A 24,698-nucleotide genomic window follows, 5' to 3' on the forward strand; every position below is an offset into this window, starting at 1 on the left:
GAGTAAGGACTCCGCGATGACGCGACCGATCACCCTCTTCACCGGCCAGTGGGCAGACCTCCCGTTCGAGGAGGTGGCCCGTCTCGCCGGCGAGTGGGGCTACGACGGCCTCGAGATCGCCTGCTGGGGCGACCACATCGACGTCGCCCGCTGGGACGACGCGGAGTACGTGCAGAGCCGGAAGGACATCCTAGAGAAGAACGGCCTCCAGGTCTTCGCGATCTCGAACCACCTCACCGGCCAGGCCGTCTGCGACGATCCGATCGACGCACGCCACCGCGACATCCTCAGCGACCGCGTCTGGGGCGACGGCGACCCCGAGGGCGTCCGCCAGCGGGCCGCTCAGGACCTCAAGGACACCGCCCGCTTCGCCGCCGCGCTCGGCGTGAAGCAGGTCAACGGCTTCTCCGGCTCGTCGATCTGGAAGGGCGTGGCGATGTTCCCGCCGGCGTCCGACGAGTGGATCGCCGCCGGCTACCAGGACTTCGCCGACCGCTTCAACCCGATCCTCGACGTCTTCGAGGAGGTCGGCGTGCGCTACGGCCTCGAGGTGCACCCGAGCGAGATCGCCTACGACTACTGGACCGCCAAGCGCACCCTCGAGGCGATCGGCCACCGGACGTCCTTCGGCTTCAACTTCGACCCGTCGCACTTCGTCTGGCAGCAGCTGGACAGCGTCGCGTTCATCCTCGACTTCGCCGAGCACATCCTGCACGTGCATGTGAAGGAGTCGATCGCCAACCTCGACGGCCGCAACGGTGTCCTCGGCTCGCACCTGCCCTGGGCCAACCCGCGCCGCGGCTGGACCTTCGTCTCGACCGGCCACGGCGCCGTCCCGTGGGAGCCCGTCTTCCGCGCCCTCAACGCGATCGGCTACACCGGCCCGACGAGCGTCGAGTGGGAGGACGCCGGCATGGACCGCCTCGACGGCGCCCCCGAGTCCCTCGCCTTCGTCCGCAAGCTCAACGCGATCACGCCCCCGGCCGACGCCTTCGACGCGGCCTTCTCCACCTCCCGCTGAGCGGGCGATCGAGCGGCTGACGCCGCGCCCGCCTCCATACTGATCGAGTAGCCCGCGAAGCGGGCGTATCGAGATCCGCCGTCACCGAGAGCTGGGTCTGCAGTTCCACCGTGCTGACGGTGGGCGGGTCTCGATACGCCCCTTCGGGGCTACTCGACCAGCATGTCTGCGGGGGTCTCGTCCAAGTGGATCCACCGTCGCCGAGAGCTGGGTCCGCAGTCCCGCCCTGCTGGCGACGCAGGGTCGATACGCCGCTCCGCGGCTACTCGACCAGCAAGGGGTCCGCACAACGTCAGCTGAGAGCAGGGGGCATCGCCTGACAGCGGACGCCACCCCTTCTCAGCTGATGTTGTGCAGAGCCCGAGCGCTCCCTGCGGACGGAGCAGTCAGCGCACCGGGTCCTTCATGCTGATCGAGTAGCCCGCGGAGCGGGCGTATCGAGCGAAGGGGGCGCCTTCGGCGCCAGCGCAGGGCGTGGAAGAGGCCGACGTCTTCGGGGTGGGCGGGTCTCGATACGCCCCTTCGGGGCTACTCGCCCAGCATGATTGCGGGCGTCTCTTCCAAGTAGATCCACCGTCGCCAGGACACGGGGCCGGCAGACCCGCCCTCTCGACGACGTCGGGTCTCGATACGCCCCTGCAGGGCTACTCGACCATCATGCGAGGGTGACCTCCGCTGATGAGGCGACCCCGCAGACGCACGAACGGCCGGCCCCCCGCGGGGAGCCGGCCGCCGGTCGTGCAGTCGTCCCTACAGCCCCTGCGCCAGGCGGTAGTACGCCGCGTTCGAGCGGATGTCGGCCTCGAAGCCGCGGAGGGTGGTCGACTCGTCGATGACGAGGAGCTCGACGCCGGCGATGCGGGCGAAGTCCTCCCACGCCTCCAGGCCGATCTGCGTCGTCATGACGGTGTGGTGCGCGGCGCCGGCCGTGATCCAGGCCGCGGCGCTGGTGCCGAAGTCGGGGGCGGGCTGCCAGACGGCGCGGCCGACCGGCAGGTGCGGCAGCGTCTGCGGCGGCTCGACGGTGGTCACCTTGTTCGCGACCAGGCGGAAGCGCTCGCGCACGTCGCTCAGCGCGACGACGACCGCGTCGCCGGCGTCGGCGGTGAAGACCAGGCGCACCGGGTCCTCGCGTCCGCCGATGCCCAGCGGGTGGATCTCGAGCGACGCGCGCTTCGACGACAGCGACGGCGACACCTCGAGCATGTGCGCGCCGAGGATGAGCTCCTCGCCGGGCGTCATGTCGTAGGTGTAGTCCTCCATCAGGCTGGTGCCGCCGGGCAGGCCGGCGCCCATCACCGCGGCGATGCGGATGAGGACGGCGGTCTTCCAGTCGCCCTCGCCGCCGAAGCCGTAGCCGTCGGCCATCAGGCGCTGCACGGCGAGACCCGGGAGCTGACGCAGCCCGCCGAGGTCCTCGAAGCTGTCGGTGAACGCCTCGAAGCCGCCCTCCTCCAGGAAGGAGCGCAGGCCGATCTCGACCGCCGCGCCGTAGCGCAGCGACTCGTGGCGCTCGCCGCCGGGGAGCAGCTCGGGCACCACGTCGTAGCTCTCGACGTACTCCGCGACCAGCGCGTCGATGTCGGCGTCGGTCGCGGCGTCCACGCGCTCGACGAGCTCGTTGACGCCCCAGGTGTTGACGCTGACGCCGAGGCGGATCTCGGCCTCGGTCTTGTCGCCCTCGGTGACGGCGACGTTGCGCATGTTGTCGCCGAAGCGGGCGACCTTCATGCTCTGCGAGGCCGACCAGCCGGCCGCGGCGCGCGACCAGATGCCGATCGACTCGGTGACGCGGGCGTCGCTGGCGTGGCCGACGACCGTCTTCCGCGGCACGCTCATCCGGCTGAGGATGTAGCCGTGCTCGCGGTCGCCGTGCGCGGCCTGGTTGAGGTTCATGAAGTCGAAGTCGATGTCCTGCCACGGCAGGGCCACGTTCGCCTGGGTGTGGAAGTGCAGCAGCGGCTTGGCCAGCGCGTCGAAGCCGTGGATCCACATCTTCGAGGGGCTGAAGGTGTGCATCCAGGTGATGACGCCCACGACGGAGTCGTCGGAGTTCGCCTCGATCATCGTGCGGCGGATCGCGTCGGAGCTCTTCAGCACCGGCTTCCACTCGATGGTGACGGGGATGTCGCTGGACTCGTTGAGCTGCGCGACGACGGCCTGCGACTGCTCGGCGACCTGGCGGAGGGTGTCCTCGCCGTAGAGGTCCTGGCTGCCGGTGAGGAACCAGACGGTGCGGGTCGCGAGGTCGGGGACGATGCTCTTGTAGCGCGGGCTGCGGGTCATGCGAGTGCTCCGGTGGGGTTCTGTCCGTAGACGTTCTGGTAGCGGTCGAACAGGGCGTCGATCGACTCCTGCGGGATGGGGACGAGCTCGCCGCCCTGGCGCGCGATGTGCACGGTGCGGGCGACGTCCTCCGTCATCACCGCGGCCTTGACGGCGTCCTTCGCGTCCTTGCCGATGGTGAAGACGCCGTGGTTCTGCATCAGGACGGCGCGCGAGCGGTGCCCGGTGAGCGTCGAGACGACGCCGCGGCCGATCGAGTCGTCGCCGATGATCGCGAACGGGCCGAGCGGGATCTCGCCGCCGAACTCGTCCGCCATCGCGGTGATGACGCAGGGGATCGCCTCGGCGCGGGCGGCCCAGGCGGTGGCGTAGGTGGAGTGCGTGTGCACCTGGCCGCCGACCTCGGGCATCTCGCGGTAGACGTAGGCGTGCGCGGCGGTGTCGCTGGACGGGCTGCGCTCGGAGCCGAGGCTGCCCGGGACGACGGTGCCGTCGAGGTCGCAGAGGATCATGTTCTCGGGCGCGAGGTCGTCGTAGGAGACACCGCTCGGCTTGATCACGAACAGGTCGGCGCCGGGCACGCGGCCGGAGATGTTGCCGCCGGTCCAGATGACGAGGCCGTAGCGGACGAGCTCGGCGTGCAGGCGGGCGACGTCCTCGCGGACGCGGGCGATCGCCGCCTCGACCTCGGGGCCGAACCCGGCGGGCGCAGCGGTCGTGCTGTCGGTCATGCGGTGTCTCCTTGCGTGGTGAGGGTGTCGACGGCCGTCTGCTCGACGGCGAGGCCGGCGCGGTAGCGCTCGAGGTAGGCGGTGAAGCCGGCGACGTCGGCGCTGTCGGGCGCCACCGTCTCGAAGCCGGCGTCGCCGAAGACCTGCTCGGTCAGGTAGGAGTCGAGGGTCGTCCCCTCCTGCAGGCGGAAGGCGGCGAGCACCGCCATGCCCCAGGGGCCGCCCTCGGAGGCGGTCGCGGCGACCGAGACGGGGGCGTCGAGCGCTCCGGCGAGGAAGCGCTGGGCGACTCCGGCCGTGCGGAACATGCCGCCGTGCGCGAACATCTCGTCGATCACGACGCCCTCGCCGGCCAGCACGCGCATGCCGAGCGCGAGCGTGCCGAACACGCCGTAGAGCTGCGCGCGCATGAAGTTGGCCAGCGTGAGGCGGGAGTCGGGCGTGCGCACGACGAGCGGGCGGCCCTCGACGAGCCCGGCGATCGGCTCGCCCGCGAGGTGGTTGTAAGCGAGGAGCCCGCCCGCGTCGGCCTCGCCGGCCAGCGCCTCCGCGAAGAGGGTGCCGTAGACGGCGTCGCTGTCGGAGGGGCCGCCCGAGGCCGCGGCGAACCGCGAGAACAGGCCGACCCAGGTCGCGAGCTCGCTCGCGCCGTTGTTGCAGTGCACCATCGCGACGAGGTCGCCGGCCGGAGTGGCGACCAGGTCGAGCTCGTGGTGCACGCTCTCGAGCGGGCGCTCCAGGACGACCATCGCGAAGATGCTCGTGCCGGCGCTGACGTTGCCGGTGCGCGGGGCGACGGAGTTGGTGGCGACCATGCCGGTGCCGGCGTCGCCCTCGGGCGGGCAGAACGGGACGCCGGGCTGGAGCGCGCCGGTCGGGTCGAGCAGCAGCGCGCCCTCGGCGGTCAGCTCGCCGGCCGCGGCACCCGCGGGGAGGACGGCGGGCAGCAGCTCGCGCAGCGGCGGCAGGGTGCCGGCGACGCGGGCGTCGTAGCGCTCGAGGACGGTCTCGTCGTAGTCGCGGGTCGCCGGGTCGGTGGGGACCATGCCGGAGGCGTCGCCGACTCCGAGGACCTTCTCGCCGGTGAGACGCCAGTGCACGTAGCCCGCGAGGGTGGTGAGGAAGTCGATCCTCTCGACGTGCGGCTCGGAGTCGAGGACCGCCTGGTGCAGGTGCGCGAGCGACCAGCGCAGCGGGATGTTCGCGCCGAACAGCTCGGTCAGCTCGGCCGACGCGGGGCCGGTGCTGGTGTTGCGCCAGGTGCGGAACGGGACGAGGAGCTCGCCCGCCTCGTCGAAGGCGAGGTAGCCGTGCATCATCGCCGAGACGCCCAGCGCCCCGACGATGGTGAGGCGCGCGCCGTGGCGCTTCTCGGCGTCGGCGACGAGATCGGCGTAGGCGGCCTGGAGCCCCTCGTGCACGGCGTCGAGCGAGTACGTCCAGCGGCGGTCGACGAGCTGGTTCTCCCACTCGTGGCTGCCGACGGCGAGGACCACGGACGGGTCGGCCGCGTCGACGAGGCACGCCTTGATGCGGGTGGAGCCGAGCTCGATCCCGAGGGCGGTCGCGCCGCTCGTGATCGCCTCGGCGGGGGGCCGTCGCTGGTCCATTGCACTCCTCGCTGAGGGCCATGTGACCGTTCACAAAGCCACGGGCCAGCGTAGGCGAACGGGCGCGCGGTCGGCAAGCTGTGCCTCCTTCCGAGCCGCTCCCCGCGCGGCTCGGCGCGGTCGGGCGAGCGCGTGGTGCGTCACGCGGAGCGGGTCGCGTCGCGCTGTCTCGAATCGCTGGCACGCGATTCTCGATCGCGCGCTGCGGTGCTCGATTCTGAGCCGCCCCTTGTGCGGCTCGGCGCGGTCGGCTCGGGTGCGTGGTGCGTTCCGCGGAGCGGGTCGCGTCGCGCTGTCTCGAATCGCTGGCACGCGATTCTCGATCGCGCGCTGCGCGGTGCTCACTTCCGAGCCGCCCCTTGTGCGGCTCGGCGCGGTCGGCTCGGGTGCGTGGTGCGTCACGCGGAGCGGGTCGCGTCGCGCTGTCTCGAATCGCTGGCACGCGATTCTCGATCGCGCGCTGCGGTGCTCGATTCCGAGCCGCCCCTTGTGCGGCTCGGCGCGGTCGGCTCGGGTGCGTGGTGCGTTCCGCGGAGCGGGTCGCGTCGCGCTGTCTCGAATCGCTGGCACGCGATTCTCGATCGCGCGCTCTGCCCTGCGTCGTGCTCATGCTGATCGAGTAGCGCCCGCGGGGCGCGTATCGAGATCCGCCGTCCTCATGCTGGTCGAGTAGCCCCGGAGGGGCGTATCGAGACCCGCTGTGCTCATGCTGGTCGAGTAGCCCCGCAGGGGCGTATCGAGACCCGCCGTCGCCGGACCTCCGCGTCAGACCGCCCGCGTCGAGTCCCGCTCCACCAGCACCGGCGGCACCGGCCGGTCGACGGCGGCCGGCTCGCCACGCAGCTCCGCCAGCACCACGCCGATCGTGCGGCGGCCGACCTCGGCGAAGTCCTGCCGGATCGTCGTCAGCGGCGGCCGGTAGTGCGCGGCCTCGGGCACGTCGTCGAAGCCGACGACACTCAGGTCCTCGGGCACGCGGACGCCGCGGTCCGCGCAGGCGTGCAGCAGCCCGAGCGCCATCTGGTCGTTGCCGGCGACCACCGCGGTGAGGTCGGCGACGTCGAGCAGCCGCAGCCCCGCGCGGTAGCCCGACTCCGCGGTCCAGTCCCCGCTGATCACCGCGGCCGGCTCCAGCCCCGCCTCGGCCATCCGGGCGGTGAATCCGTCGAGGCGGGCGTGCGCCTCCACCCAGTGCTGCGGGCCGGCGAGGTGCGCGATGCGGGTGTGGCCGAGCGCGAGGAGGTGCTCGGCGGCGAGTCGCGCACCCGCGGCCTGGTCGACGAGGAGCCGAGGGTCGGCCCCGCGCCCCGCCGCGCCGAGGGTGACGAACGGCACCCCGATCGCGAGGCTCTCGATCGCCTCGAGCGCGCGCTCCTGCGGTGCGAGCACGACGATCGCCTCCACCGCCTCGCGCTGCAAGTGCTCGAGCGCGGCGGCCAGCGACTCCGCGTCGGGCGCCGCGTTGACCACCGGCACCCGGTAGCCGGCGTCGCGCGCGGCCTGCTCGATCGCGGCCATCGCCGTGGCGGTGCCGTAGAAGCTGTGGCTCTCGGCAGCGAGGATGCCGATCAGCCCGGAGCGGCCCGCCGCGAGCGCACGGGCCGCGGCGCTGCGACGGAAGCCGAGGTCGTCGATGGCCGCGAGCACCTTGTCGCGGGTGCGCGGCCGGACCTGCGGGCTGTCGTTGAGCACGCGCGACACCGTCTGGTACGAGACGCCCGCGCTGACCGCGACGTCGCGGATCGTCGGCTGTCTCGGCATGGGGTCACCGTAGCGGTCGGCGCAGTGGTGAGCGAAAGGATGGGGCGGCGTCCCGTCATGCTGGCCGAGCAGCCCCGCAGGGGCCTCTGCATGCTGGTCGAGTAGCCCCGCAGGGGCGTATCGAGACCCGCCGCTCGGCAGGAGATCAGCCGAGAGCGTCCGTCATCGCCCATCGGCGACGAGAACCACTCCTGGCTGATCTTCTGCGCGGCCTCCGTCCCGTCGCCCTCGTCCAGCCCGCTCGCTACGGTGAAGCTGAGGATGCACTCACGCAGTCAGGAGCCGGACGTGGAGAACCAGCAGATCGCGGTGCTCGTCGCCCTCGTCGTCGCGATCGCGGTCGTCGGGTCGGTGATCGCGACCGTCCTGCGGATGCGCGCCGGCGCACCGGGTGCGCGCCCGGCCCCGCGGGACGGCGGCTCGACCGCCGCGACGGGCGACAGCACCTCGAGCGGGTCGGACACCCGCGACGGCCGCGCCGATGACGGCGGCTCCCCGGACGGCGGCTCCTCGGACGGTGGCGGTGCGGACGGCGGCGGGGGCGGCGGGGGCGGCGACTGAAGCAGGGCATCGTCCGTCGACTCCGGAATCCTTGCCGCCTTCGGATCGCGAAGGCACCTCCGGCTCGTGGTGTCGGCCGGTTCGCGCGTGCCCAGCGTCGCTTCACGTGCCAGGCCCAGTGCGCCCACCCCGACGGGACCGCGCCCGCATCCGCCTCGCGCCGGAGCGCCCAGGCTCCGCTGATTCCCGCGGGAGAAGCTGGGGCATGCCCCTCGCCGTTCCCGACGCCCTCGTCCCGCTCGCCCTGCGCCTGGCCCGCGCCAACCGAACGTTCGTCACGGCGGACGGCGCACGCCGGCGGATCCGCGAGAACGCCCTCCGCCCGGCTCGCTACGGCCCGCCCCCGCGGCTGCGACCCGGAGTCCGCGTCGACGTCGAGCAGGTCGGCGGCTGGCCGGTCTACACGATCCGCCCGCAACGGATCCGCGGCGGAGTCGTCTACGCGCACGGCGGCGGCTGGGTCAACGAGATCGCGCCGCAGCACTGGTGGCTCGCGGCGCGGATCGCGGAGGAGGCCTCGGTCGCGGTGACCCTCCCGATCTATCCGCTCGTCCCGTTCGGCACCGCCCTCGAGGCGCGCGACGGCGTCCGCGCGCTGGTGCACCGGAGCCTCGACCACTACGGCGCGACGGCGCTCGCCGGAGACTCGGCCGGCGGCCAGATCGCGCTGTCGACGGCCCTGGCCCTCCGCGACGAGGGCGTCGTCCTGCCGCTGACCACGCTGATCTCGCCCGCACTCGATCTCTCCTGGAGCAACCCGCGCATCCCCGAGGTGCAGCCGAGCGACCCCTGGCTGGGCACGCCCGGCGGCCGCGTCCTGGCCGAGAAGTGGCGCGGCGAGCTCGATCTGCTCGACCCGATCGTGAGTCCGCTCTTCGGAGACCTCTCCGGCCTCGGCCCGCTGAGCGTCTACACCGGCACTCGCGACGTGCTGAACCCCGACGCGCACGTCCTCGCCGAGAAGGCGGCGGCGGCCGGTGTGCCGTTCGAGCTGCACGAGGCCGTCGGGCAGCTGCACGTGTATCCGCTGGTGCCGACCCGCGCAGGCCGGGACGCACAGCACGACCTGGTCGACGGCCTCCGGGCGGCGCTCTGACCCCGGTCGCGACCTCCGGCTCGCGGAGTCGCGCTCGGCTCGCGAGAATCCCGTGACTCCGCGAGCCGGAGCTGCTTCTGCGTGCCGGAAGGCGTCGGAGCAAGGTCGGGCTCGCGGAAACACCTCCGGCTCGTTGAAACGCCGCGAAGAAGCGTGCCGGAGCTCGTTCCGCGTGCCGGAGTTCATCTCTGTCAGCCGGACGGCCCGATCGGCCCCCGGATTCAGCACCCGACGGCGCTCAGGACTCCGCTCGCCGGCCGGTCACGCCTCACTGCCGTGCACAACTCAGGCTGGAAGCCCCGAATCCGTCGAGAAACGGTCGGATCGGCCCTTCCAGCCTGAGTCGTGCGGGCGCTCCCGCCGAGGCCTACGCGCCCCAGCTCGACTGCGTGCCGCCGACGCGCTCCTCCGCGATGGCCTGCGCGTGCCCGGACGCCGCGTACGCCGCCATCGGGTCGGCCGGCAGCCCGCGCTCCGAGCGCCAGGCCGCGAGGGCCGGGCGGACGTCGGAGTAGAAGGCGTCCATGAAGATCCCGTTCGCGCCGAGCACGTCGCCGGCGAGCTGCGCCTCCTCGAGGGCCGCGCGGTCCACGAGCAGCGCGCGCGCCGTCATCTCCTGCACGTTGAGCACCGAGCGGATCTGGCCGGGGATCTTGTCCTCGACGTTGTGGCACTGGTCGAGCATGAAGGCGACGGGCGAGTCCGGGCCGTAGCCGCCTCCGCGCACCACCTCGAAGAGGATGCGGAAGAGCTGGAACGGGTCGGCCGCGCCGACGATCAGGTCGTCGTCCGCGTAGAAGCGCGAGTTGAAGTCGAACGAGCCGAGCTTCCCGAGGCGCAGCAGCTGGGCGACGATGAACTCGATGTTGGTGCCCGGCGCGTGGTGGCCGGTGTCGAGGCAGACCAGGGCGCGGTCGCCGAGCGCGGCCACGTGGGCGTAGGAGGTGCCCCAGTCCGGCACATCGGTGTGGTAGAACGCGGGCTCGAAGAACTTGTACTCGAGCACCAGGCGCTGCTCGGTGCCGAGGCGCTCGTAGATCGCGGCGAGCGAGTCGGCGAGGCGGTCCTGACGGCCGCGGATGTCCTGCTGGCCCGGGTAGTTGGAGCCGTCGGCGAGCCAGATCTTGAGGTCGCGCGAGCCGGTCGCGTCCATGATGTCGATGCAGGCGAGGTGGTGGTCGATCGCCTTCTGGCGGATCACCGGGTCGGAGTGCGTGAGCGAGCCGAACTTGTAGTCGTCGTCCTGGAACGTGTTCGAGTTGATCGTGCCCAGCGCGACGCCCTTCGACGCGGCGAACTCGCCCAGCGCCGCGTAGTCGTCCACCTTGTCCCAGGGGATGTGCAGCGCGACGCTCGGGGCCAGGCCGGTCAGCTCGTTGACCTTCGCCGCGTCCGAGATCTTCTCCTGGATCGTCCGCGGGGTGCCCGGGGTGCTGAACACCTTGAAGCGGGTGCCGGAGTTGCCGAACGCCCAGGAGGGCAGTTCGATCGCCTGCTGCTCGAGCTGGCGGAGGACGTCGGGGCTGAGGTCGGTCACGGTGGGGTCCTTCTCTGCGGGGCGATCCGGTCGTCCGCGGTGGGCGCCGACCGGGCGGCACCGTATGAATCGTTTCACAGCGCCGTGGAGCGAGCGTATCGCTCGGCTTCCCGGGCTGTCAAAGGCCTGCTGAGGGGGACACCCGCCGCGGTGCCGCCGGATGAGATGATTCCCGGATCGCGCGCAGTCCTGCGATCCGCGACGACCAGAGGAGACGATGTGGCGTCCATCAGTGTCCGCGAGGTCGCCGCGCGCGCCGGAGTGTCGGTCGGCACCGTCTCGAACGTGCTCAACCGGCCCGAGAAGGTCGGCGCCGAGTCCGTCCGCCGGGTGCAGTCCGCGATCGCCGAGCTCGGCTTCGTCCGCAACGACGCGGCCCGCCAGCTCCGCGCCGGGCGCAGCCGCAGCATCGGCCTCGTCGTGCTCGACGCCGGCAACCCGTTCTTCGCCGAGCTCGCCCGCGGAGCCCAGGCGCGCGCCGCCGAGGCGGGACTCTCCGTGCTCCTCGCGAGCACCGACGCCGAGGCCGACCGCGAAGACTCCTACCTCGACCTCTTCGAGGAGCAGCGGGTGAGCGGGGTGCTGATCTCGCCGCAGGGGGAGGGGTCGGCGCGGCTCGACCGGCTCCGCGCGCACGGCATCCCCTGCGTCCTGGTCGACCGGGAGTCGGGGGACAGTGCGTTCTCGTCGGTCGCGGTCGACGACGTCGCGGGCGGCCGGCTCGCGGTCGAGCACCTGCTCGGGCTCGGGCGGCGCCGGATCGCGGTGGTCGGCGGGCCGGAGTCGATCCGGCAGGTCGCGGACCGGTTCGCCGGCGCGCGCGAGGCCGTGGCGGCGGTGCCGGGCGCGACGCTCGAGGTGCTGCCGACGACGGGGCTCACCGTGCTGGACGGCCGGGCCGCGGGGCAGGCGCTCGCCGAGCGCGACGCGGCCGAGCGCCCCGACGCCGTCTTCTGCGCGAACGACCTGGTCGCGGTCGGCGTGCTGCAGGGGCTGATGCTGCTCGGCGAGCTGCGGGTGCCGGAGGACGTGGCGCTGATCGGCTACGACGACATCGCCTTCGCGACCGCGACGATCGTGCCGCTGTCGAGCATCCGCCAGCCGAGCGCCCTGATCGGCGCGACGGCCGTCGAGCTCCTCCTCGAGTCCGAGCCCCGCCAGGTCGTCTTCCAGCCCGAGCTCGTCGTCCGCGCCTCGACCGCCGGCTGACCCACCCGTCTGCCCCTCCCCGCGAGATGCCTCTTGGGTACGCCTTCCTCGGCGTGTCGCGTACCCAACTGGCATCTCGCGGGGAGGGGGCAGAACGGGGGACCTCCGCCCGGAGGCTGAGCGCGCTGGTAGCGTTTAGTGGGCCGGGTCCAAGAAACGCGGCTTCCCCCTCCTGACGAAAGCCGCCATGACTCTGCGCCGTTCCGCCCTCGCCGCCCTCGCGGCCTCCGCCCTCCTGCTGACCGGCTGCACCGCCGCGTCCGACGGCGACGCCGGGGGAGGCTCCAGCACCCCGGTCGCCGACGGGGTCCTCACCTACGCGACCGGCGACGCCGAGCCCACCTGCCTCGACCCGCACGTCGGCGGCAACTACCCGCAGGCGCTGCTCGCCACCCAGGTCCTGGAGTCGCTCGTCTCCCGCAGCGACGACGGCACCATCACCCCGTGGCTCGCGGAGTCGTGGACCGTCTCGGACGACGCGCTCAGCTACGACTTCACCCTCCGCGAGGGCCTGACCTTCACCGACGGCACCCCGCTCGACGCGGAGGCGGTCGCCGCCACCATCGCGCACCTCCAGGACCCGGCGACCAAGTCCTCCACCGGCTACCTCGCCGTCGCGAAGGTCGAGTCGGTCACCGCGGTCTCGCCGACCGTCGCCCGCTTCACCCTCAGCGCCCCCGACAGCGCGCTGCTCGAGTCGCTCTCGCAGCCGTGGACCGCGATCGAGTCGCCCACCGGCATCGCCCGCGGCGAGGAGGCGAACTGCGAGGCGCCCGTCGGCACCGGTCCGTTCACGGTGACGGAGTGGGTCAAGCAGGACCACGTGACCCTCACCCGCAACGACGACTACGACGCCGCGACCGGCCCGACCGGCGAGGGACACGACGGCCCCGCCTACCTCTCGAGCATCACCTGGCGCTTCATCCCCGACTCCGCCACCCGCTACGCGGCGCTGCAGGCCGGCGAGGTCGACGTGATCGACAACGCCCAGCCCGACACCCTGGCGGCCGCGACGGACGCCTCCGACCTGGTCGAGATCGACGCGCCCCGCCCCGGCTCGGTGAACCGCCTCGAGCTCAACTCCGGCCAGGCGCCGTTCGACGACGAGAGCGTGCGCGAGGCGTTCGTCCGCGCCGTCGGTGTGAACGACGCCATCGACTCCCTCTTCTTCGGCACCGCCGAGCGCTCGTACTCGCCGCTGTCGAGCAGCGAGGCGACCGCGTACTCCGACCCGTCGCTCTTCGAGGACGCCGGCTCGGACGACGAGATCGCCGCCGCGGAGGACCTCCTCGAGGCCGCGGGCTGGGTCGACTCCGACGGCGACGGCATCCGCGAGAAGGACGGCGCGCCGCTCGTCCTGCGCCTCCCGGTGAGCACCAACCAGTCGATCCCGGCCGAGCAGTCGCTGTTCGAGCAAATCCAGGCGTCCGCGAAGGTCGCCGGCTTCGACGTGCAGATCAGCCTGCTCGACCTCTCCAGCTGGTACACCGCGCTCGCCGCGAACGAGTACGAGCTGGTCAGCGCGCCGTACACGAAGGTCGGACCGGACGTGCTGCGCACCCTCTACGCGTCCTCCGGCATCACCCCGGCGCCGAGCGGCTACTTCGCCAACCACGCCCAGGTGAACGACCCCGCCCTCGACGCCCTGCTCGAGCAGGCGAGCGCGACCGTCGACGAGACCGAGCGCGCCGACCTCTACTCGCAGGCGCAGCGGATCGTGCTCGAGGGCTACTGGATCCTGCCGCTCTACGACCAGCAGAACCACTACCTGCACCGCTCGGCCGTCCAGGGCGTCGCCGCCCTGGCGACCGTCTCGACCCCCTGGTTCGCGGACGCCTGGCTCTGACCCTGCGGGCCCGCGCTGCTTCCGAGCATGCTGGTCGAGCAGCCGCGAAGCGGCGTATCGAGACCCGGCGTCCTGATCACGGTGGATCTCGATACGCCCGCTCCGCGGGCTGCTCGATCAGCATGCGTCGCCCGCCGGTCGAGCAGCGCCATGCTGGTCGAGTAGCCGCGGCACGCGGCGTATCGAGGCCCGGCGTCGCCAGCAGGGTGGATCTCGATACGCCCTCTGCGAGGGCTGCTCGATCAGCATGCGTCGCCCGCCGGTCGAGCGGTGCCGCAGCCTCCACCATGCTGGTCGAGTAGCCGCGAAGCGGCGTATCGAGACCCGCCCGCACGACTCCGCATCCCGAGAGGAGCCCCCGTGATCCGCCGCCTCCTCCTCCGCCTCGGCGGCGCGCTCGTGGTGCTCTGGGCGGTCGCGACCGCCGTGTTCTTCCTCATCCGCCTGATCCCCGGCGACCCGGCCCAGGCGATCCTCGGCGGCCCCGGCTCGCAGGCGTCCGAGGAGGCGCTCGCCGCGGTCCGCGAGCAGTACGGACTCGACCAGCCGCTGCTCGTGCAGTACCTCACCCAGCTCGGCCGCCTCGCCCGCGGCGACCTCGGCACCTCCTACTCCCTGCGCACCCCCGTCGCCGACCTCCTCGCCCAGCAGCTGCCCGGCACCCTTCTCCTGGCCGCGCTCGCGCTGACCCTCGCCTGGGTCCTCGCCCTCGCCACCGCGCTCTGGTCCACCCGCGGCGGCCGGGTCGCCGCCGCGATCGGCTCCGGTCTCGAGCTCACCGCTGCCGCCCTTCCGCACTTCTGGCTCGCCACCGTGCTGATCGCCGTCTTCGCGACCGCGCTGCGCTGGTTCCCGCCGGTCAGCACCGGCTCCGCGAACGGACTCGTCCTGCCCGCGCTGACCCTCGCGATCCCGCTCGCCGGCTTCCTCGGCCAGGTGATGCGGCGCTCCCTCCTCGACGCGCTGGAGTCGCCGTTCGTGCTCGCGGCCCGGGCTCGCGGCGAGGGCGAGCTCGGCATCCGGCTCCGGCACGCCCTGCGGCACGCGGTGCTGCCGGGCGTCTCGCTCTCGGGCTGGGCGTTCGGCTACCTGATCGGCGGTGCCGTGGTGGTCGAGACGATCTTCGCCCGGCCCGGTCTCGGCCGCACCCTGCTCGCCGCGGTGACCGTCCGCGACGTGCCCGTCGTCACCGGCGTCGTGCTCGTCACCGCCCTCGCCTACATCGTGGTCACCTTCGCCACGGACCTCGTCGCCCGCCTCGTCGACCCGCGCCTCGCCGCCGCCCGCCCGCAGGAGGCCCGCGCATGAGCGAGCTCGAGCTGCGCGCCGCCCGCCCCGCGCGCCGGGCCGCCGGCCGCCTCCGCGTCGGCGAGCTGCTCGCCCTCGCCTTCGTCGTCCTCCTGCTGCTCGCGGCCGTCGCCCCCGACCTCCTCGCCCCCTTCGATCCGCTCGCCATCGCCCCGCGCGACGCCTTCGACCCGCCCTCCGCCGCGCACTCCCTCGGCACCGACGAGTCGGGCCGCGACGTGCTCAGCCGCCTGATCGCCGGGGCGGGCGCCTCCCTCCTGATCGGCGTCAGCGCGACCGCCATCGGCCTCGTGCTCGGCGCCGTGCTGGGCGTGGCCGCGGCGTTCGGCGGCCGCTTCGTCGACGGAGTGATCGGCCGCGTCCTCGAGGTGCTCTTCGCCTTCCCCGCGCTGCTGCTCGCGCTGCTGGTGATCGTGGTCACCGGCCCCGGAGTCGTCCCCGCGACGGTCGCGGTCGGCCTCTCGACCGCGCCCGGCTACGCGCGCATCCTCCGGACCCAGCTGCTCGGCATCCGCGACTCCGGCTACGTCGAGGCGGCGCGCGTGCTCGGCCACTCCTCCCCGCGGATCCTGCTCGCGCACGTGCTGCCGAACACCTTCGGCCCGCTCGCGGTGCTGGCGACCCTCGGCGTCGGCCAGGCGATCGTCTGGGCGTCGGCGCTGAGCTACCTGGGCCTCGGGGCCGAGCCGCCGGCGCCGGAGTGGGGTGCGATGCTCTCCGCGGGCCGCACCTACCTCTCGAGCGCCTGGTGGCTGACGGTGTTCCCGGGCCTCGCGATCGTGCTGACCACGCTCGCGACCACGGTCCTCGGCGGGCGACTGCGGGGCGCGCGATGAGCGCCGCGCGCGCGGGCAGCGCCGCCGTGGTGGAGGACCTCCGCGTCGCCTTCGACGGCGTCGAGGTCGTGCACGGGGTGTCCTTCCGCATCGAGCCGGGGGAGTGCGTCGCGATCGTCGGCGAGTCGGGCTCGGGCAAGAGCGTGACCGCGCGCGCACTGCTGGGTCTCAGCGGCGGCACGGCGACCGGGAGCGTCCGGGTCGGCGACCAGGAGGTGATCGGCGCGGGCGCGCGGTCGCTGCGCCGCCTCCGGGGAGCGGGCGTCGGCTTCGTGCCGCAGGACGCGCTGCTCTCGCTCGATCCGCTGCGCCCGATCGGCCGTGAGATCGGCGACGTGCTGCGCCTGCACTCCCGGCTCTCGGCCGCGGAGGCGTCGGCACGCGTCGCCGAGGTGCTCGCGAGCGTCGGCATGCCCGACCCCGAGGAGCGGATGCGCGACCGCTCCGGCGAGCTCTCCGGCGGACTCCGTCAGCGCGCTCTGCTGGCCGCCGCGATCGCCCTCGACCCGCCGCTCCTGGTGGCCGACGAGCCGACCACCGCCCTCGACGTCACCGTGCAGGCCCGGGTGCTCGAGCTGTTCGCCGAGCAGAAGGCGCGCGGCCGGGCGCTGCTGCTGGTCTCGCACGACCTCGCCGTCGTCGCCGGGCTCGCCGACCGGATCCTCGTGCTCGCGGACGGCCGCGTCGTCGAGGACGGCCCGGCGGCCCGGGTGCTGCGCTCACCGGAGTCGATCCAGGCGCGGACGCTCGTCGCCGCGGTCCCGGCCGGGCGGCCGCGCGGCTCGCGGCTGACGGAACCGAACGCCCCCGTCGTCCCGCCCGCGCCGCCCGGCGAGCTGCTGCTGCGCGCGACGGACCTCGTCACCCGCTTCCCCCGCCCCGGCGGCGGCACCCGCACGGCCGTCGACGGCGTCGGCCTCGAGCTGCGCCGCGGCGAGACGCTCGGGCTGGTCGGCGAGTCCGGCTCCGGCAAGAGCACGGTCGCCCGGCTGCTGCTCGCGCTGCGCCGGCCGGATGCGGGCTCGGTCGAGTTCGACGGCGGCCCGTGGTCGGCCGCCACCGAGCGAGCGCGGCGACCACTCCGCCCGCGGATCGGCGCGATCTACCAGGACAGCCTGTCGTCCTTCGACCCGCGCTGGAGCGTCGGCCGGCTGCTGCGCGATGCGGGCGCGGAGTCGGTGCCGGCGCTGCTCGAGAGCGTCGGCCTCGCGCCGTCGCTGGAGCGCCGCTCGCCGCGCACCCTCTCCGGCGGCCAGCGCCAGCGCGTCTCGATCGCGCGCGCCCTGGCGACCCGCCCCGACGTCCTGATCTGCGACGAGCCCGTCTCGGCCCTCGACGTCTCGGTGCAGGCGCAGATCCTCGACCTGCTCGACGAGCTCCAGCGCCGCCACGGCCTCGCGCTGCTGCTGATCTCGCACGACCTCGGCGTCATCGCGCACATGAGCGACCGCATCGCCGTCATGCGAGACGGCCGCCTCGTCGAGTCCGGCCCGGCCGCCGCCGTCCTCGGCGCCCCGCGCGAGGACTACACCCGCCGCCTCCTGGCCGCCGCCCCCCGCCTCGACCGCCTCTGACGCGTTCGCGGGCGCACGACGTCGGCCCCTTTCCTGCTGGTCGAGTAGCCCCGCAGGGGCGTATCGAGACCCGCCCGTCTCAGCAGGGTGTGTCTGCAGACTCGTCTTCTGACGGTGGTGGATCTCGAGACGCCCGCTCCGCGGGCTACTCGATCAGCATGGATGTCCTGCGGGTCGAACTGAGGTCGCGTGCGCGCGCCCCGCTCACCGCAGCGGCCGCAGGAACTCCCGCACGTCCGCGACGAGCGTCTCCGGCTCCTCGAGCGCCGCGAGGTGCCCGCCGCGCTCGGGCACGTCCGTCCAGCGCACGATCGTGTGCGCGTCCTCGACGAAGCGCCGGATGCCGATGTCGTGCGCGAAGCAGAGCACCGCGGTCGGCACTCCCGAGTCCTCCGGGGGCGCACCCCAGTCGCCGCCCTGCGCGTAGCCGACCGACGCGGCCGAGCCCGCCGTCGCCGTGAACCAGTACAGCGAGGCGTTCCCGAGCAGCAGGTCCAGGCCCACGATCTCCTCGGCCGGCCTCGCCGCCGGATGCGTCCAGGCCTGGAGCTTGTCCAGCATCCAGGCCAGCTGCGCGACGGGGGAGTCGCTGAGCAGCTCGCCGACGAGTCCCGGCCGGGTCGACTGGAGGGCGATGTAGCCGTACTCCTCCGCCATGAAGGTGCGGGTCCGCCGCAGCCGGTCCTGCTCCAGCTCCGTCAGGGACGCGGCCGTCTCGTCGTCGACGTCGGTCGCGAAGCCGAGCGTGCCGTTCACGTGCACGCCGATCACCCGCTCCGGCGCCACCCGCGCCACCTCGGGCGAGATCCCCGCGCCGAGGTCCCCGCCCTGCACGGCGAAGCGGTCGTAGCCGAGCCGGTCCATCAGCGTCAGCCACGCCTCGGCGATCCGCCGCGTCGTCCAGCCGTCCGAGGCCAGCGGAGACGAGAAGCCGAAGCCGGGGATCGAGGGGATCACGACGTCGAAGGCGTCGGCCGCCTCGCCGCCGTGCGCGACCGGATCGGTCAGCGGGCCGATCAGTCCGAGGAACTCGAGGAACGACCCCGGCCAGCCGTGCGTCAGCAGCAGCGGCACGGCACCCGCCACGGCGGACCGCACGTGCGCGAAGTGGATCGTCTGCCCGTCGATCACCGTGCTGAACTGCGGCACCTCGTTCAGCCGCTCCTGGTACCGCGCCCAGTCGAACTCCGCCCAGGCCGACGCGAGCCGGCGGAGGGTGTCGGTCGGCACGCCGGTGTCCCAGTCGTCGCCGGGCAGCGGCTCGGGGAGCCGCGCGGCGCGGAGCCGGCGGCGGAGGTCCTCGACGTCGCTCCCGGCGATGTCGATGCGGAAGGGGAAGACGCTCTCTGCTTCGCTCATGCCCTCCACCCTGCCGACGAAGGCGGACAGAACGCGTCCTGGAACGTGGAGAACAGGGAGCCGGCCGGCGCGCCCTCTCATGCTGGTCGAGCAGCGCAGGGAGGGCCGCACGCCCCCTTTCCTGCTGGTCGAGTAGCCCCGCAGGGGCGTATCGAGACCCACCCGTCTCAGCAGGGCGTGTCTGCAGATTCGTCTTCTGACGGTGGTGGATCTCGATACGCCCGTTCCGCGGGCTACTCGATCAGCATGCGAGCTCGCCCTCGCTCCCCAGGACGCACCCGCCCGCCGCACCGGTGCCCCCGCAGGGCATCCCTCCCCAGGCCCCGGCGCCGTAGCGTGACAGGCATGACGAACGACCCCGAGGCGCGCGACTTCCTGACCTCCCGCCGGGCCCGGCTGACCCCCGAGCAGGTCGAGCTGCCCGCCGGCGGCCACCGGCGGGTCCCGGGCCTGCGCCGCAGCGAGGTGGCCCAGCTGGCCGGCGTGAGCATCGAGTACTACTCGCGGCTCGAGCGCGGCGACCTCCGCGGTGCGTCCGAGTCGGTGCTGACGGCGCTCGCCGACGCCCTGCGCCTCGACCGGGCCGAGCGCGAGCACCTCTTCGACCTCGCCCGCGCGGCCGAGCGCTCGCCGCTGCGCTCCCGCCGGCGCGCGCCTGCCGCCGTCCGGCCGAGCATGCGGCTCGCGGTCGAGTCGATCACCTCGGCCCCCGCCTTCGTCCGCAACGGCCGGCTCGACGTCCTCGTCGAGAACGACCTCTTCCGCGCGCTCTACGCCGACCTCTACGCGCTCCCGGAGCGCCCGGTCAACCTCGCCCGCTTCGCCTTCCTGCAGCGCGAGCTCGCGGAGGCGTTCTACCCGGTCTGGAGCACCGCCGCCGACATCACCGTCGGCATCCTCCGCACCGAGGCCGGCCGCGCCCCGCACGACGCCGAGCTCCAGGCGCTCGTCGGCGAGCTCTCCACCCGGAGCGACGAGTTCCGCACCCGCTGGGGTGCCCACGAGGTCCGCCACCACGCCAGCGGCAGCAAGCACTTCCACCACCCGATCGTCGGCGACCTGCACCTCAGCTACGAGGCGTTCGAGCCGCTGGGCGACCCCGGTCTCGACTTCCTCATCTACAGCGCGGAGCCCGGCTCGCCGAGCGACGACGCCCTGAAGCTGCTCGCGAGCTGGTCGGCGACGCAGAGCGCGCAGACGACCCCGGCCGCGCACCCCGCCCCCGCTGACAGGACCGCCGAGTGAACCGCCGCACCACCCTCCTCTTCGCGATCGCGGGCGGCGTCGCCGTCGGCAACCTCTACTGGGCCCAGCCGCTGCTCGACTTCCTCGCCGCCGACCTCGGCACGAGCACCGGATCCGCCGGCTGGCTCGTCACCGCGACGCAGCTCGGCTACGCCCTCGGCGTCCTCCTCTTCGTCCCGCTCGGCGACGTGCTCGACCGCCGCGTCCTCGTGCCCGCCGCGATGCTCTGCGCCTCCCTCGCGCTGCTCGCCTGCGCGCTCGCGCCCACCTTCGCCGTGCTCGTCGCCACTCTCGCGCTGGTCGGCCTGACCACCGTCGCCGGCCAGATCCTCGCCCCGCTCGCGGGCGACCTCGCCGACGACGCCACGCGGGGGAGGGTCGTCGGCACCGTCGTCTCCGGCATCCTGACCGGCATCCTCGTCTCGCGCACCGTCAGCGGCCTCATCGCGCAGGCCGCCGGCTGGCGCACCGTCTACGTCGTCGCAGCGGTCGCGGGAGTCGTGCTCGCCGTGCTGCTCGCCCGCGCCATCCCGTCGCTGCCGCCGCGGACCACGCTGCGCTACCCGGCGCTGATCGCCTGGGTCTTCGCGATCGTCCGGCGCGAGCGCTCGGTGCGCTGGAGCCTCGCCCTCGGCGGCACGTCCTTCGCCGTCTTCACGATGTTCTGGACGTCGCTGACCTTCCTGCTCAGCGCCCCGCCGTTCTCCTTCGACGTCGGCACGATCGGGCTCTTCGGCCTGATCGGCCTCGCCGGTGCGATCGCCGCCCAGCGCGCCGGCCACCTGCACGACCGCGGTCTGGCGCTCCCGGTGATCGGCATCGCCTGGGCGGCGGTGCTGGCGTCCTGGGTGATCGGCGGACTCGGCGGCCGCTCGATCGTCGCCGTGATCGTCGCGATCCTGGTGCTCGACATCGCGATCCAGGGGCACAACATCCTGGTCCAGTCCCGGATGTTCCAGGTCGACCCGTCCGCGCGCAGCCGCCTCAACACCGCGTTCATCACGACCAACTTCGTCTGCGGCGCGATCGGCTCGGCCCTCGCGTCCTTCCTCTGGACCCACGGCGGCTGGGGCGCGGTCTGCATCGCCGGCGCCGTGCTGAGCGGCTTCGCCCTCACGGTCTGGCTGCTGGGCCGCCGCTCCGGCCTGGTGCTCCCCGCGGCGCGGCCGGCGGTCTGAGCGGGGCCACCCCGACCGCGACCTCTGCTCAGCCCAGCCGGACCCCTCAGGCCAGCCGATAGGGCTCCCCGGGCGCCAGCACGTGCACCCGCTCCGGATGCGACACCGCGCGCAGCACGTCCGCCGGGTCGCCGTTGAACGGCGCGAAGTCCGGCGAGTCCACCGAGCCCCAGTGGTGCAGCAGCAGCTGCGACGTCGGATGCGCGTCCGCCATCTCGATCGCGCCCTCGAAGGTGAAGTGCCACTCGCTGTCCGAGAAGTCGAAGAGCATCACGTCCGGGCTCGGTCCGGTCAGGTGGTGCTCGCGGATCAGCCGCGAATCGCCGGGCGCCCAGACCGTGCCGTCGGCCGTCTCGAGCCAGAAGCCGCAGGCGTCCTCCTCCTCGAAGAAGCGCTGCCCCGGCTCGGGGAACGCGTTCTGCCAGGCGTGGTCGGCCGGGGTCAGCCGGACGCCGACGCCGCCGACCTCGAACGCGTCGCCGATCCCGTGCCCGTGGGCCGGCAGCCCCTCGGCGGTCATCTCCGAGGCGACGTAGCGCGTCGAGTGGAAGGCGTTCGTCACCGGCGCGAGCTCCCGGCAGGTCGGCCGGCTGAAGTGGTCGTTGTCGCTGTGAGTCACCAGCACCGCATCCAGCCGCGGCACGGCGGAGGCGGCGATCGGGAAGTCGATCAGCACCGGCATGTCGAAGCCGCCGAGCAGCGGGTCGATCATCAGCGACGTGCCGCGCGAGGTGAGCAGGAACCCGGCCATGCCGAGCCAGCGGAGCGTCGTGCCCCCGTCGTCCTCGAACACCTCGTCGCCGAAGGGGCAGGTCGGCCCCGCCACCGCCTGGCGGCGCTCGTCGTCCTGCGCGTGGGTCATCGTCGTCTCCGCTCGTCGAGGTCGTTCCGGGACCACCCTACGAGCGCTCCCCGCGCGAGCGAGGCCCTGCCGGAACGTGTACCGCCAGGGCCTGTCCCGCACGCCGACCCCGGCCTAGCGTGGCGGCGGAGGCGCCAGCCCGCCCCGCCCGTCCATCCGTCCAGGAAGAAGGACCCCGTGAACATCGAACCGTCGACGCCCTCCGTCAAGAACCCGCCCGAGCAGTTCGCCGGCGACGTCTGGCTCGACACGATCGTCGTGCCGCACGACGCCGACCAGCGCACCACGATGGCCCGGGTGCGCTTCGCCCCCGGCGCCCGCACCGCCTGGCACTCGCACGCCCGCGGCCAGTACCTGCACGTGACCTCGGGCGTCGCCCGCTTCGGCGGCCGCGACGGCACGGTCCTCGAGGTGCACGCCGGCCAGACCCTCTACACCCCGCCCGGCGAGGAGCACTGGCACGCCTCCGCGCCCGGCGTCTTCATGGAGCACCTCGCCGTCCTCGAGGCCGCCGACGACCCGTCGACCACCACGGCCTGGGCCGAGCACATCACCGACGCGGAGTACGAGGGGCGCTGACGGAGGCAGAACATCGGCTGAGACGCCTTCTCATCGCCCCTGAGCGATGAGCCGCACGCTCAGCCGATGCTCTGCAGCGACAACTTCCGGGGTGCTACTCGTACCGCAGCGACTGCACCGGATCCGCCCGTGCCGCCCGCGCGGCCGGCAGCGTCCCCGCCACGAACGCGATCAGCATCACCACGAGCACCACCGTCAGGATCGAGACCGGGTCGAACGCGATCAGGGTCAGCCCGGGCAGGTCCGAGAGCAGCGAGCCCGAGAGCACCCCGCTCAGCCCGGTCCCCGCCGCCACCGCCAGCAGCGCGCCGATCGCGCTGCCGAGGAAGCCGATGAACGCCGCCTCGATGCTGAAGAGCGCGAACACCCGTCCGCTGCCCATCCCCATCGCCTTCATCAGGCCGATCTCGCGGGTCCGCTCCTGCACGCTCATCAGCAGTGTGTTGACGATGCCGAAGCTCGCCGCCAGCAGCGCGATCACCGCGAAGGCGTTGAGCACCAGCACGATCCCGTCGACGACGGCCTTGATCGTGCCCAGCTGGTCCGCGACCGTGGTGCCGGTGTAGCCGGCGTCCGCGAGGCGGTCCTTCAGCGCGGTGACCTGCTCGTCGTCCGCCGCCGCGTCGAAGCGCACGCTCGCCTGGGCGAAGCGGTCGACCTGGTCCGCCGGCACGCCGATGCTCTGGGTCGTGAACAGCGCGTCGGTGAGCGCGTCGTTCGTGACGAGGCCCCCGCCCGCTCCCGCGATGCTCTCCTCCGCGACGCCGACGATCGTCGCCTCGACCACGTGCGGCGTCCGCTGCGCGTCGGTGATGCCGATCGACACGGTCGTCCCGACGGCCGCCGCGTCGTCCGCGAAGCCGAGCGGCTCGACGTAGGACACCGGCAGCACGGCCTGGAGCTGCGTCGACGCGTCGTCGAGGCCGGCCCCGGCGGCGAGCTGGACGGTCTGCCCCTCCACGAGGCTCCCGATCCCGATCACGTACTTCGCGCCGTCGCCGCCCGCCGCCACGTAGTCGGCCGAGATCGACTTCACCGCCTGCACGTCGAGCACGCCCTCGACTCCGGCGAGCGTGTCGAGGTCGGCCGGGGTCAGCGCGACGACGGTCTGCCCGGGAGGCCCGGCGGCCCCGCTCGCGATCGCGTCGGGGTCGTACTCGACCGGCCCGGAGCCGAGGCCCGTCGCCGACTCGGAGGTCTTCGACACCGTCATCACGTCCGAGGCGCCCACCCCGTCGACCGTGTCGTCGATGTAGGCGTTGATGCCGGTGCCGAGCCCGTTGGTGAGGGTCAGGGTGAACGCGCCGACGAAGATCGCGAGGATCGTCAGGAGCGTGCGCGTCCGGGAGCGGAAGGTGTTGGCGATCGCGGTCCCGATCAGGTCGACGGCCTTCATGCGGCCACCGCCGCGGAGTCCTCGACCAGCAGGCCGTCGCGGATCATCAGGCGCCGGTCGCAGCGCGCCGCCAGCTCCTCGTCGTGGGTGACCACAATCAGGGTGATGCCGTTCTCGCGGTTGAGCGCGAAGAGGATGTCCTCGACCACCCCGCCGGTCGTCGTGTCCAGGTTGCCGGTCGGCTCGTCCGCGAACAGGATGCGCGGGTTGTTGACGAGCGCGCGGGCGATGACCGTCCGCTGCTTCTGCCCGCCCGAGAGGTCGACGGCCCTGCTGCCGGCCTTGTCGTCGAGCTCGAGCTGCGCCAGCGCGGCGAGGCCGCGGCGCTTGCGCTCCGCCCGGCCGATCCCGGCGATCTTCATCGGCAGCACGACGTTGTCGAGCACCGACGCGTTCGGCGTGAGGAAGAACTGCTGGAAGACGAAGCCGAAGGTGCGGTTGCGGGTGACGTCGAGCCGGCGCCCCTTGAGCGTGCTCGTGTCCACTCCCTCGAGCTCGACCACGCCGGTGCTGGGCGCGTCGAGCAGCGCGAGCAGGTGCATCAGAGTCGACTTGCCCGAGCCGCTCTTGCCGACGATCGCGACGCTCTCGCCCTCCTGGATGTCGAAGCTCACGCCCTTCAGTGCCTCGAAGCGGTTCTGGCCTCGGCCGTACGACCTGCGGACGTCTCTCACCGAGATGATGGGCGTGCTCATGGGACTCC

Annotated in this window: 20 protein-coding genes; 11 read left to right on the forward strand and 9 right to left on the reverse strand. The window is 73.2% G+C overall.

All coding sequences use genetic code 11. The features are described from left to right. Window positions 1-16: 16 nt before the first annotated feature. Entirely contained in the window at window positions 17-1,021 is a 1,005-nt protein-coding gene (locus HRK28_RS09610) for a sugar phosphate isomerase/epimerase (RefSeq protein WP_173251267.1), read from the forward strand. 750 nt (window positions 1,022-1,771) lie between these two features. Here the strand turns inward: HRK28_RS09610 and araA are convergent. The 4 genes from araA to HRK28_RS09630 form a co-directional block, all read right to left on the reverse strand. Next, window positions 1,772-3,307, reverse strand: coding sequence for an L-arabinose isomerase (gene araA / locus HRK28_RS09615; RefSeq protein ID WP_173251268.1), 1,536 nt, complete (start codon window positions 3,305-3,307; stop codon window positions 1,772-1,774). After that, window positions 3,304-4,038, reverse strand: coding sequence for an L-ribulose-5-phosphate 4-epimerase (locus tag HRK28_RS09620; protein ID WP_123446858.1), 735 nt, complete (start codon window positions 4,036-4,038; stop codon window positions 3,304-3,306). The genes araA and HRK28_RS09620 overlap by 4 nt, the downstream gene beginning before the upstream one ends. After that, window positions 4,035-5,648 (reverse strand): xylulokinase, encoded by a 1,614-nt coding sequence (locus tag HRK28_RS09625; protein WP_173251269.1) that lies wholly within the window; start codon window positions 5,646-5,648, stop codon window positions 4,035-4,037. Before HRK28_RS09625 ends, HRK28_RS09620 begins: the two co-directional genes overlap by 4 nt. A 765-nt stretch (window positions 5,649-6,413) precedes the next feature. Next, window positions 6,414-7,409 carry a substrate-binding domain-containing protein gene (locus tag HRK28_RS09630; protein ID WP_173251270.1) on the reverse strand — a complete coding sequence of 332 codons (996 nt, stop codon included), beginning with the start codon at window positions 7,407-7,409 and terminating at the stop codon, window positions 6,414-6,416. A gap of 288 nt (window positions 7,410-7,697) precedes the next feature. Here HRK28_RS09630 and HRK28_RS09635 point away from each other — a divergent pair, with 288 nt between their 5' ends. Beyond that, a complete protein-coding gene (locus tag HRK28_RS09635; protein ID WP_217274638.1) occupies window positions 7,698-7,970 on the forward strand; it encodes a hypothetical protein in 273 nt (90 codons plus the stop codon). A 205-nt stretch (window positions 7,971-8,175) separates the two neighbouring features. Next, window positions 8,176-9,066 (forward strand): alpha/beta hydrolase fold domain-containing protein, encoded by an 891-nt coding sequence (locus tag HRK28_RS09640; RefSeq protein WP_173251272.1) that lies wholly within the window; start codon window positions 8,176-8,178, stop codon window positions 9,064-9,066. A 367-nt stretch (window positions 9,067-9,433) separates the two neighbouring features. Here HRK28_RS09640 and rhaI read toward each other — a convergent pair whose 3' ends face one another. After that, window positions 9,434-10,603, reverse strand: a complete 1,170-nt coding sequence (rhaI, locus tag HRK28_RS09645) for an L-rhamnose isomerase (protein ID WP_173251273.1) — start codon at window positions 10,601-10,603, stop codon at window positions 9,434-9,436. Between the two features lie 219 nt (window positions 10,604-10,822). On the opposite strand from rhaI, the gene HRK28_RS09650 reads away from it, so the two are divergent. From HRK28_RS09650 to HRK28_RS09670, 5 genes are all read left to right on the forward strand, one after another. After that, a complete protein-coding gene (locus HRK28_RS09650) occupies window positions 10,823-11,812 on the forward strand; it encodes a LacI family DNA-binding transcriptional regulator (protein WP_367948383.1) in 990 nt (329 codons plus the stop codon). 187 nt (window positions 11,813-11,999) lie between these two features. After that, on the forward strand, window positions 12,000-13,658 hold the full coding sequence (locus tag HRK28_RS09655) for an ABC transporter substrate-binding protein (RefSeq protein WP_173251276.1): 1,659 nt from the start codon (window positions 12,000-12,002) through the stop codon (window positions 13,656-13,658). Window positions 13,659-14,018: 360 nt separating this feature from the next. Then, window positions 14,019-14,966, forward strand: coding sequence for an ABC transporter permease (locus tag HRK28_RS09660; protein WP_367948384.1), 948 nt, complete (start codon window positions 14,019-14,021; stop codon window positions 14,964-14,966). Next, on the forward strand, window positions 14,963-15,802 hold the full coding sequence (locus tag HRK28_RS09665; RefSeq protein ID WP_160090899.1) for an ABC transporter permease: 840 nt from the start codon (window positions 14,963-14,965) through the stop codon (window positions 15,800-15,802). The genes HRK28_RS09660 and HRK28_RS09665 overlap by 4 nt, the downstream gene beginning before the upstream one ends. Next, the gene (locus HRK28_RS09670) at window positions 15,799-17,376 is read left to right on the forward strand and encodes an ABC transporter ATP-binding protein (RefSeq protein WP_173251278.1); all 1,578 of its coding nucleotides are present in this window, start codon (window positions 15,799-15,801) and stop codon (window positions 17,374-17,376) included. The genes HRK28_RS09665 and HRK28_RS09670 overlap by 4 nt, the downstream gene beginning before the upstream one ends. Before the next feature lie 204 nt (window positions 17,377-17,580). Here HRK28_RS09670 and HRK28_RS09675 read toward each other — a convergent pair whose 3' ends face one another. After that, the gene (locus HRK28_RS09675) at window positions 17,581-18,735 is read right to left on the reverse strand and encodes an epoxide hydrolase family protein (RefSeq protein WP_173251280.1); all 1,155 of its coding nucleotides are present in this window, start codon (window positions 18,733-18,735) and stop codon (window positions 17,581-17,583) included. Between the two features lie 345 nt (window positions 18,736-19,080). Between HRK28_RS09675 and HRK28_RS09680 the strand changes: the two genes are divergently transcribed. Together HRK28_RS09680 and HRK28_RS09685 are read left to right on the forward strand one after the other, a co-directional pair. Continuing rightward, a complete protein-coding gene (locus HRK28_RS09680) occupies window positions 19,081-19,980 on the forward strand; it encodes a helix-turn-helix transcriptional regulator (RefSeq protein ID WP_173251282.1) in 900 nt (299 codons plus the stop codon). After that, window positions 19,977-21,158, forward strand: a complete 1,182-nt coding sequence (locus tag HRK28_RS09685) for an MFS transporter (RefSeq protein WP_173251284.1) — start codon at window positions 19,977-19,979, stop codon at window positions 21,156-21,158. The genes HRK28_RS09680 and HRK28_RS09685 overlap by 4 nt, the downstream gene beginning before the upstream one ends. A 46-nt stretch (window positions 21,159-21,204) precedes the next feature. Here HRK28_RS09685 and HRK28_RS09690 read toward each other — a convergent pair whose 3' ends face one another. After that, on the reverse strand, window positions 21,205-22,020 hold the full coding sequence (locus HRK28_RS09690; RefSeq protein WP_173251286.1) for an MBL fold metallo-hydrolase: 816 nt from the start codon (window positions 22,018-22,020) through the stop codon (window positions 21,205-21,207). Window positions 22,021-22,197: 177 nt separating this feature from the next. Here HRK28_RS09690 and HRK28_RS09695 point away from each other — a divergent pair, with 177 nt between their 5' ends. After that, complete coding sequence (locus HRK28_RS09695; RefSeq protein ID WP_173251288.1) at window positions 22,198-22,599, forward strand: cupin domain-containing protein; 402 nt, start codon at window positions 22,198-22,200, stop codon at window positions 22,597-22,599. Between the two features lie 94 nt (window positions 22,600-22,693). Here HRK28_RS09695 and HRK28_RS09700 read toward each other — a convergent pair whose 3' ends face one another. Together HRK28_RS09700 and HRK28_RS09705 are read right to left on the reverse strand one after the other, a co-directional pair. Beyond that, window positions 22,694-23,995: an ABC transporter permease gene (locus HRK28_RS09700; protein WP_173251290.1), complete on the reverse strand. Its 1,302-nt coding sequence runs from the start codon at window positions 23,993-23,995 to the stop codon at window positions 22,694-22,696. After that, on the reverse strand, window positions 23,992-24,690 hold the full coding sequence (locus tag HRK28_RS09705) for an ABC transporter ATP-binding protein (RefSeq protein WP_123446839.1): 699 nt from the start codon (window positions 24,688-24,690) through the stop codon (window positions 23,992-23,994). The genes HRK28_RS09700 and HRK28_RS09705 overlap by 4 nt, the downstream gene beginning before the upstream one ends. Window positions 24,691-24,698 lie beyond the last annotated feature (8 nt).

This window comes from Rathayibacter sp. VKM Ac-2835 (genome assembly GCF_013266705.1).
Classification (GTDB): domain Bacteria; phylum Actinomycetota; class Actinomycetes; order Actinomycetales; family Microbacteriaceae; genus Rathayibacter.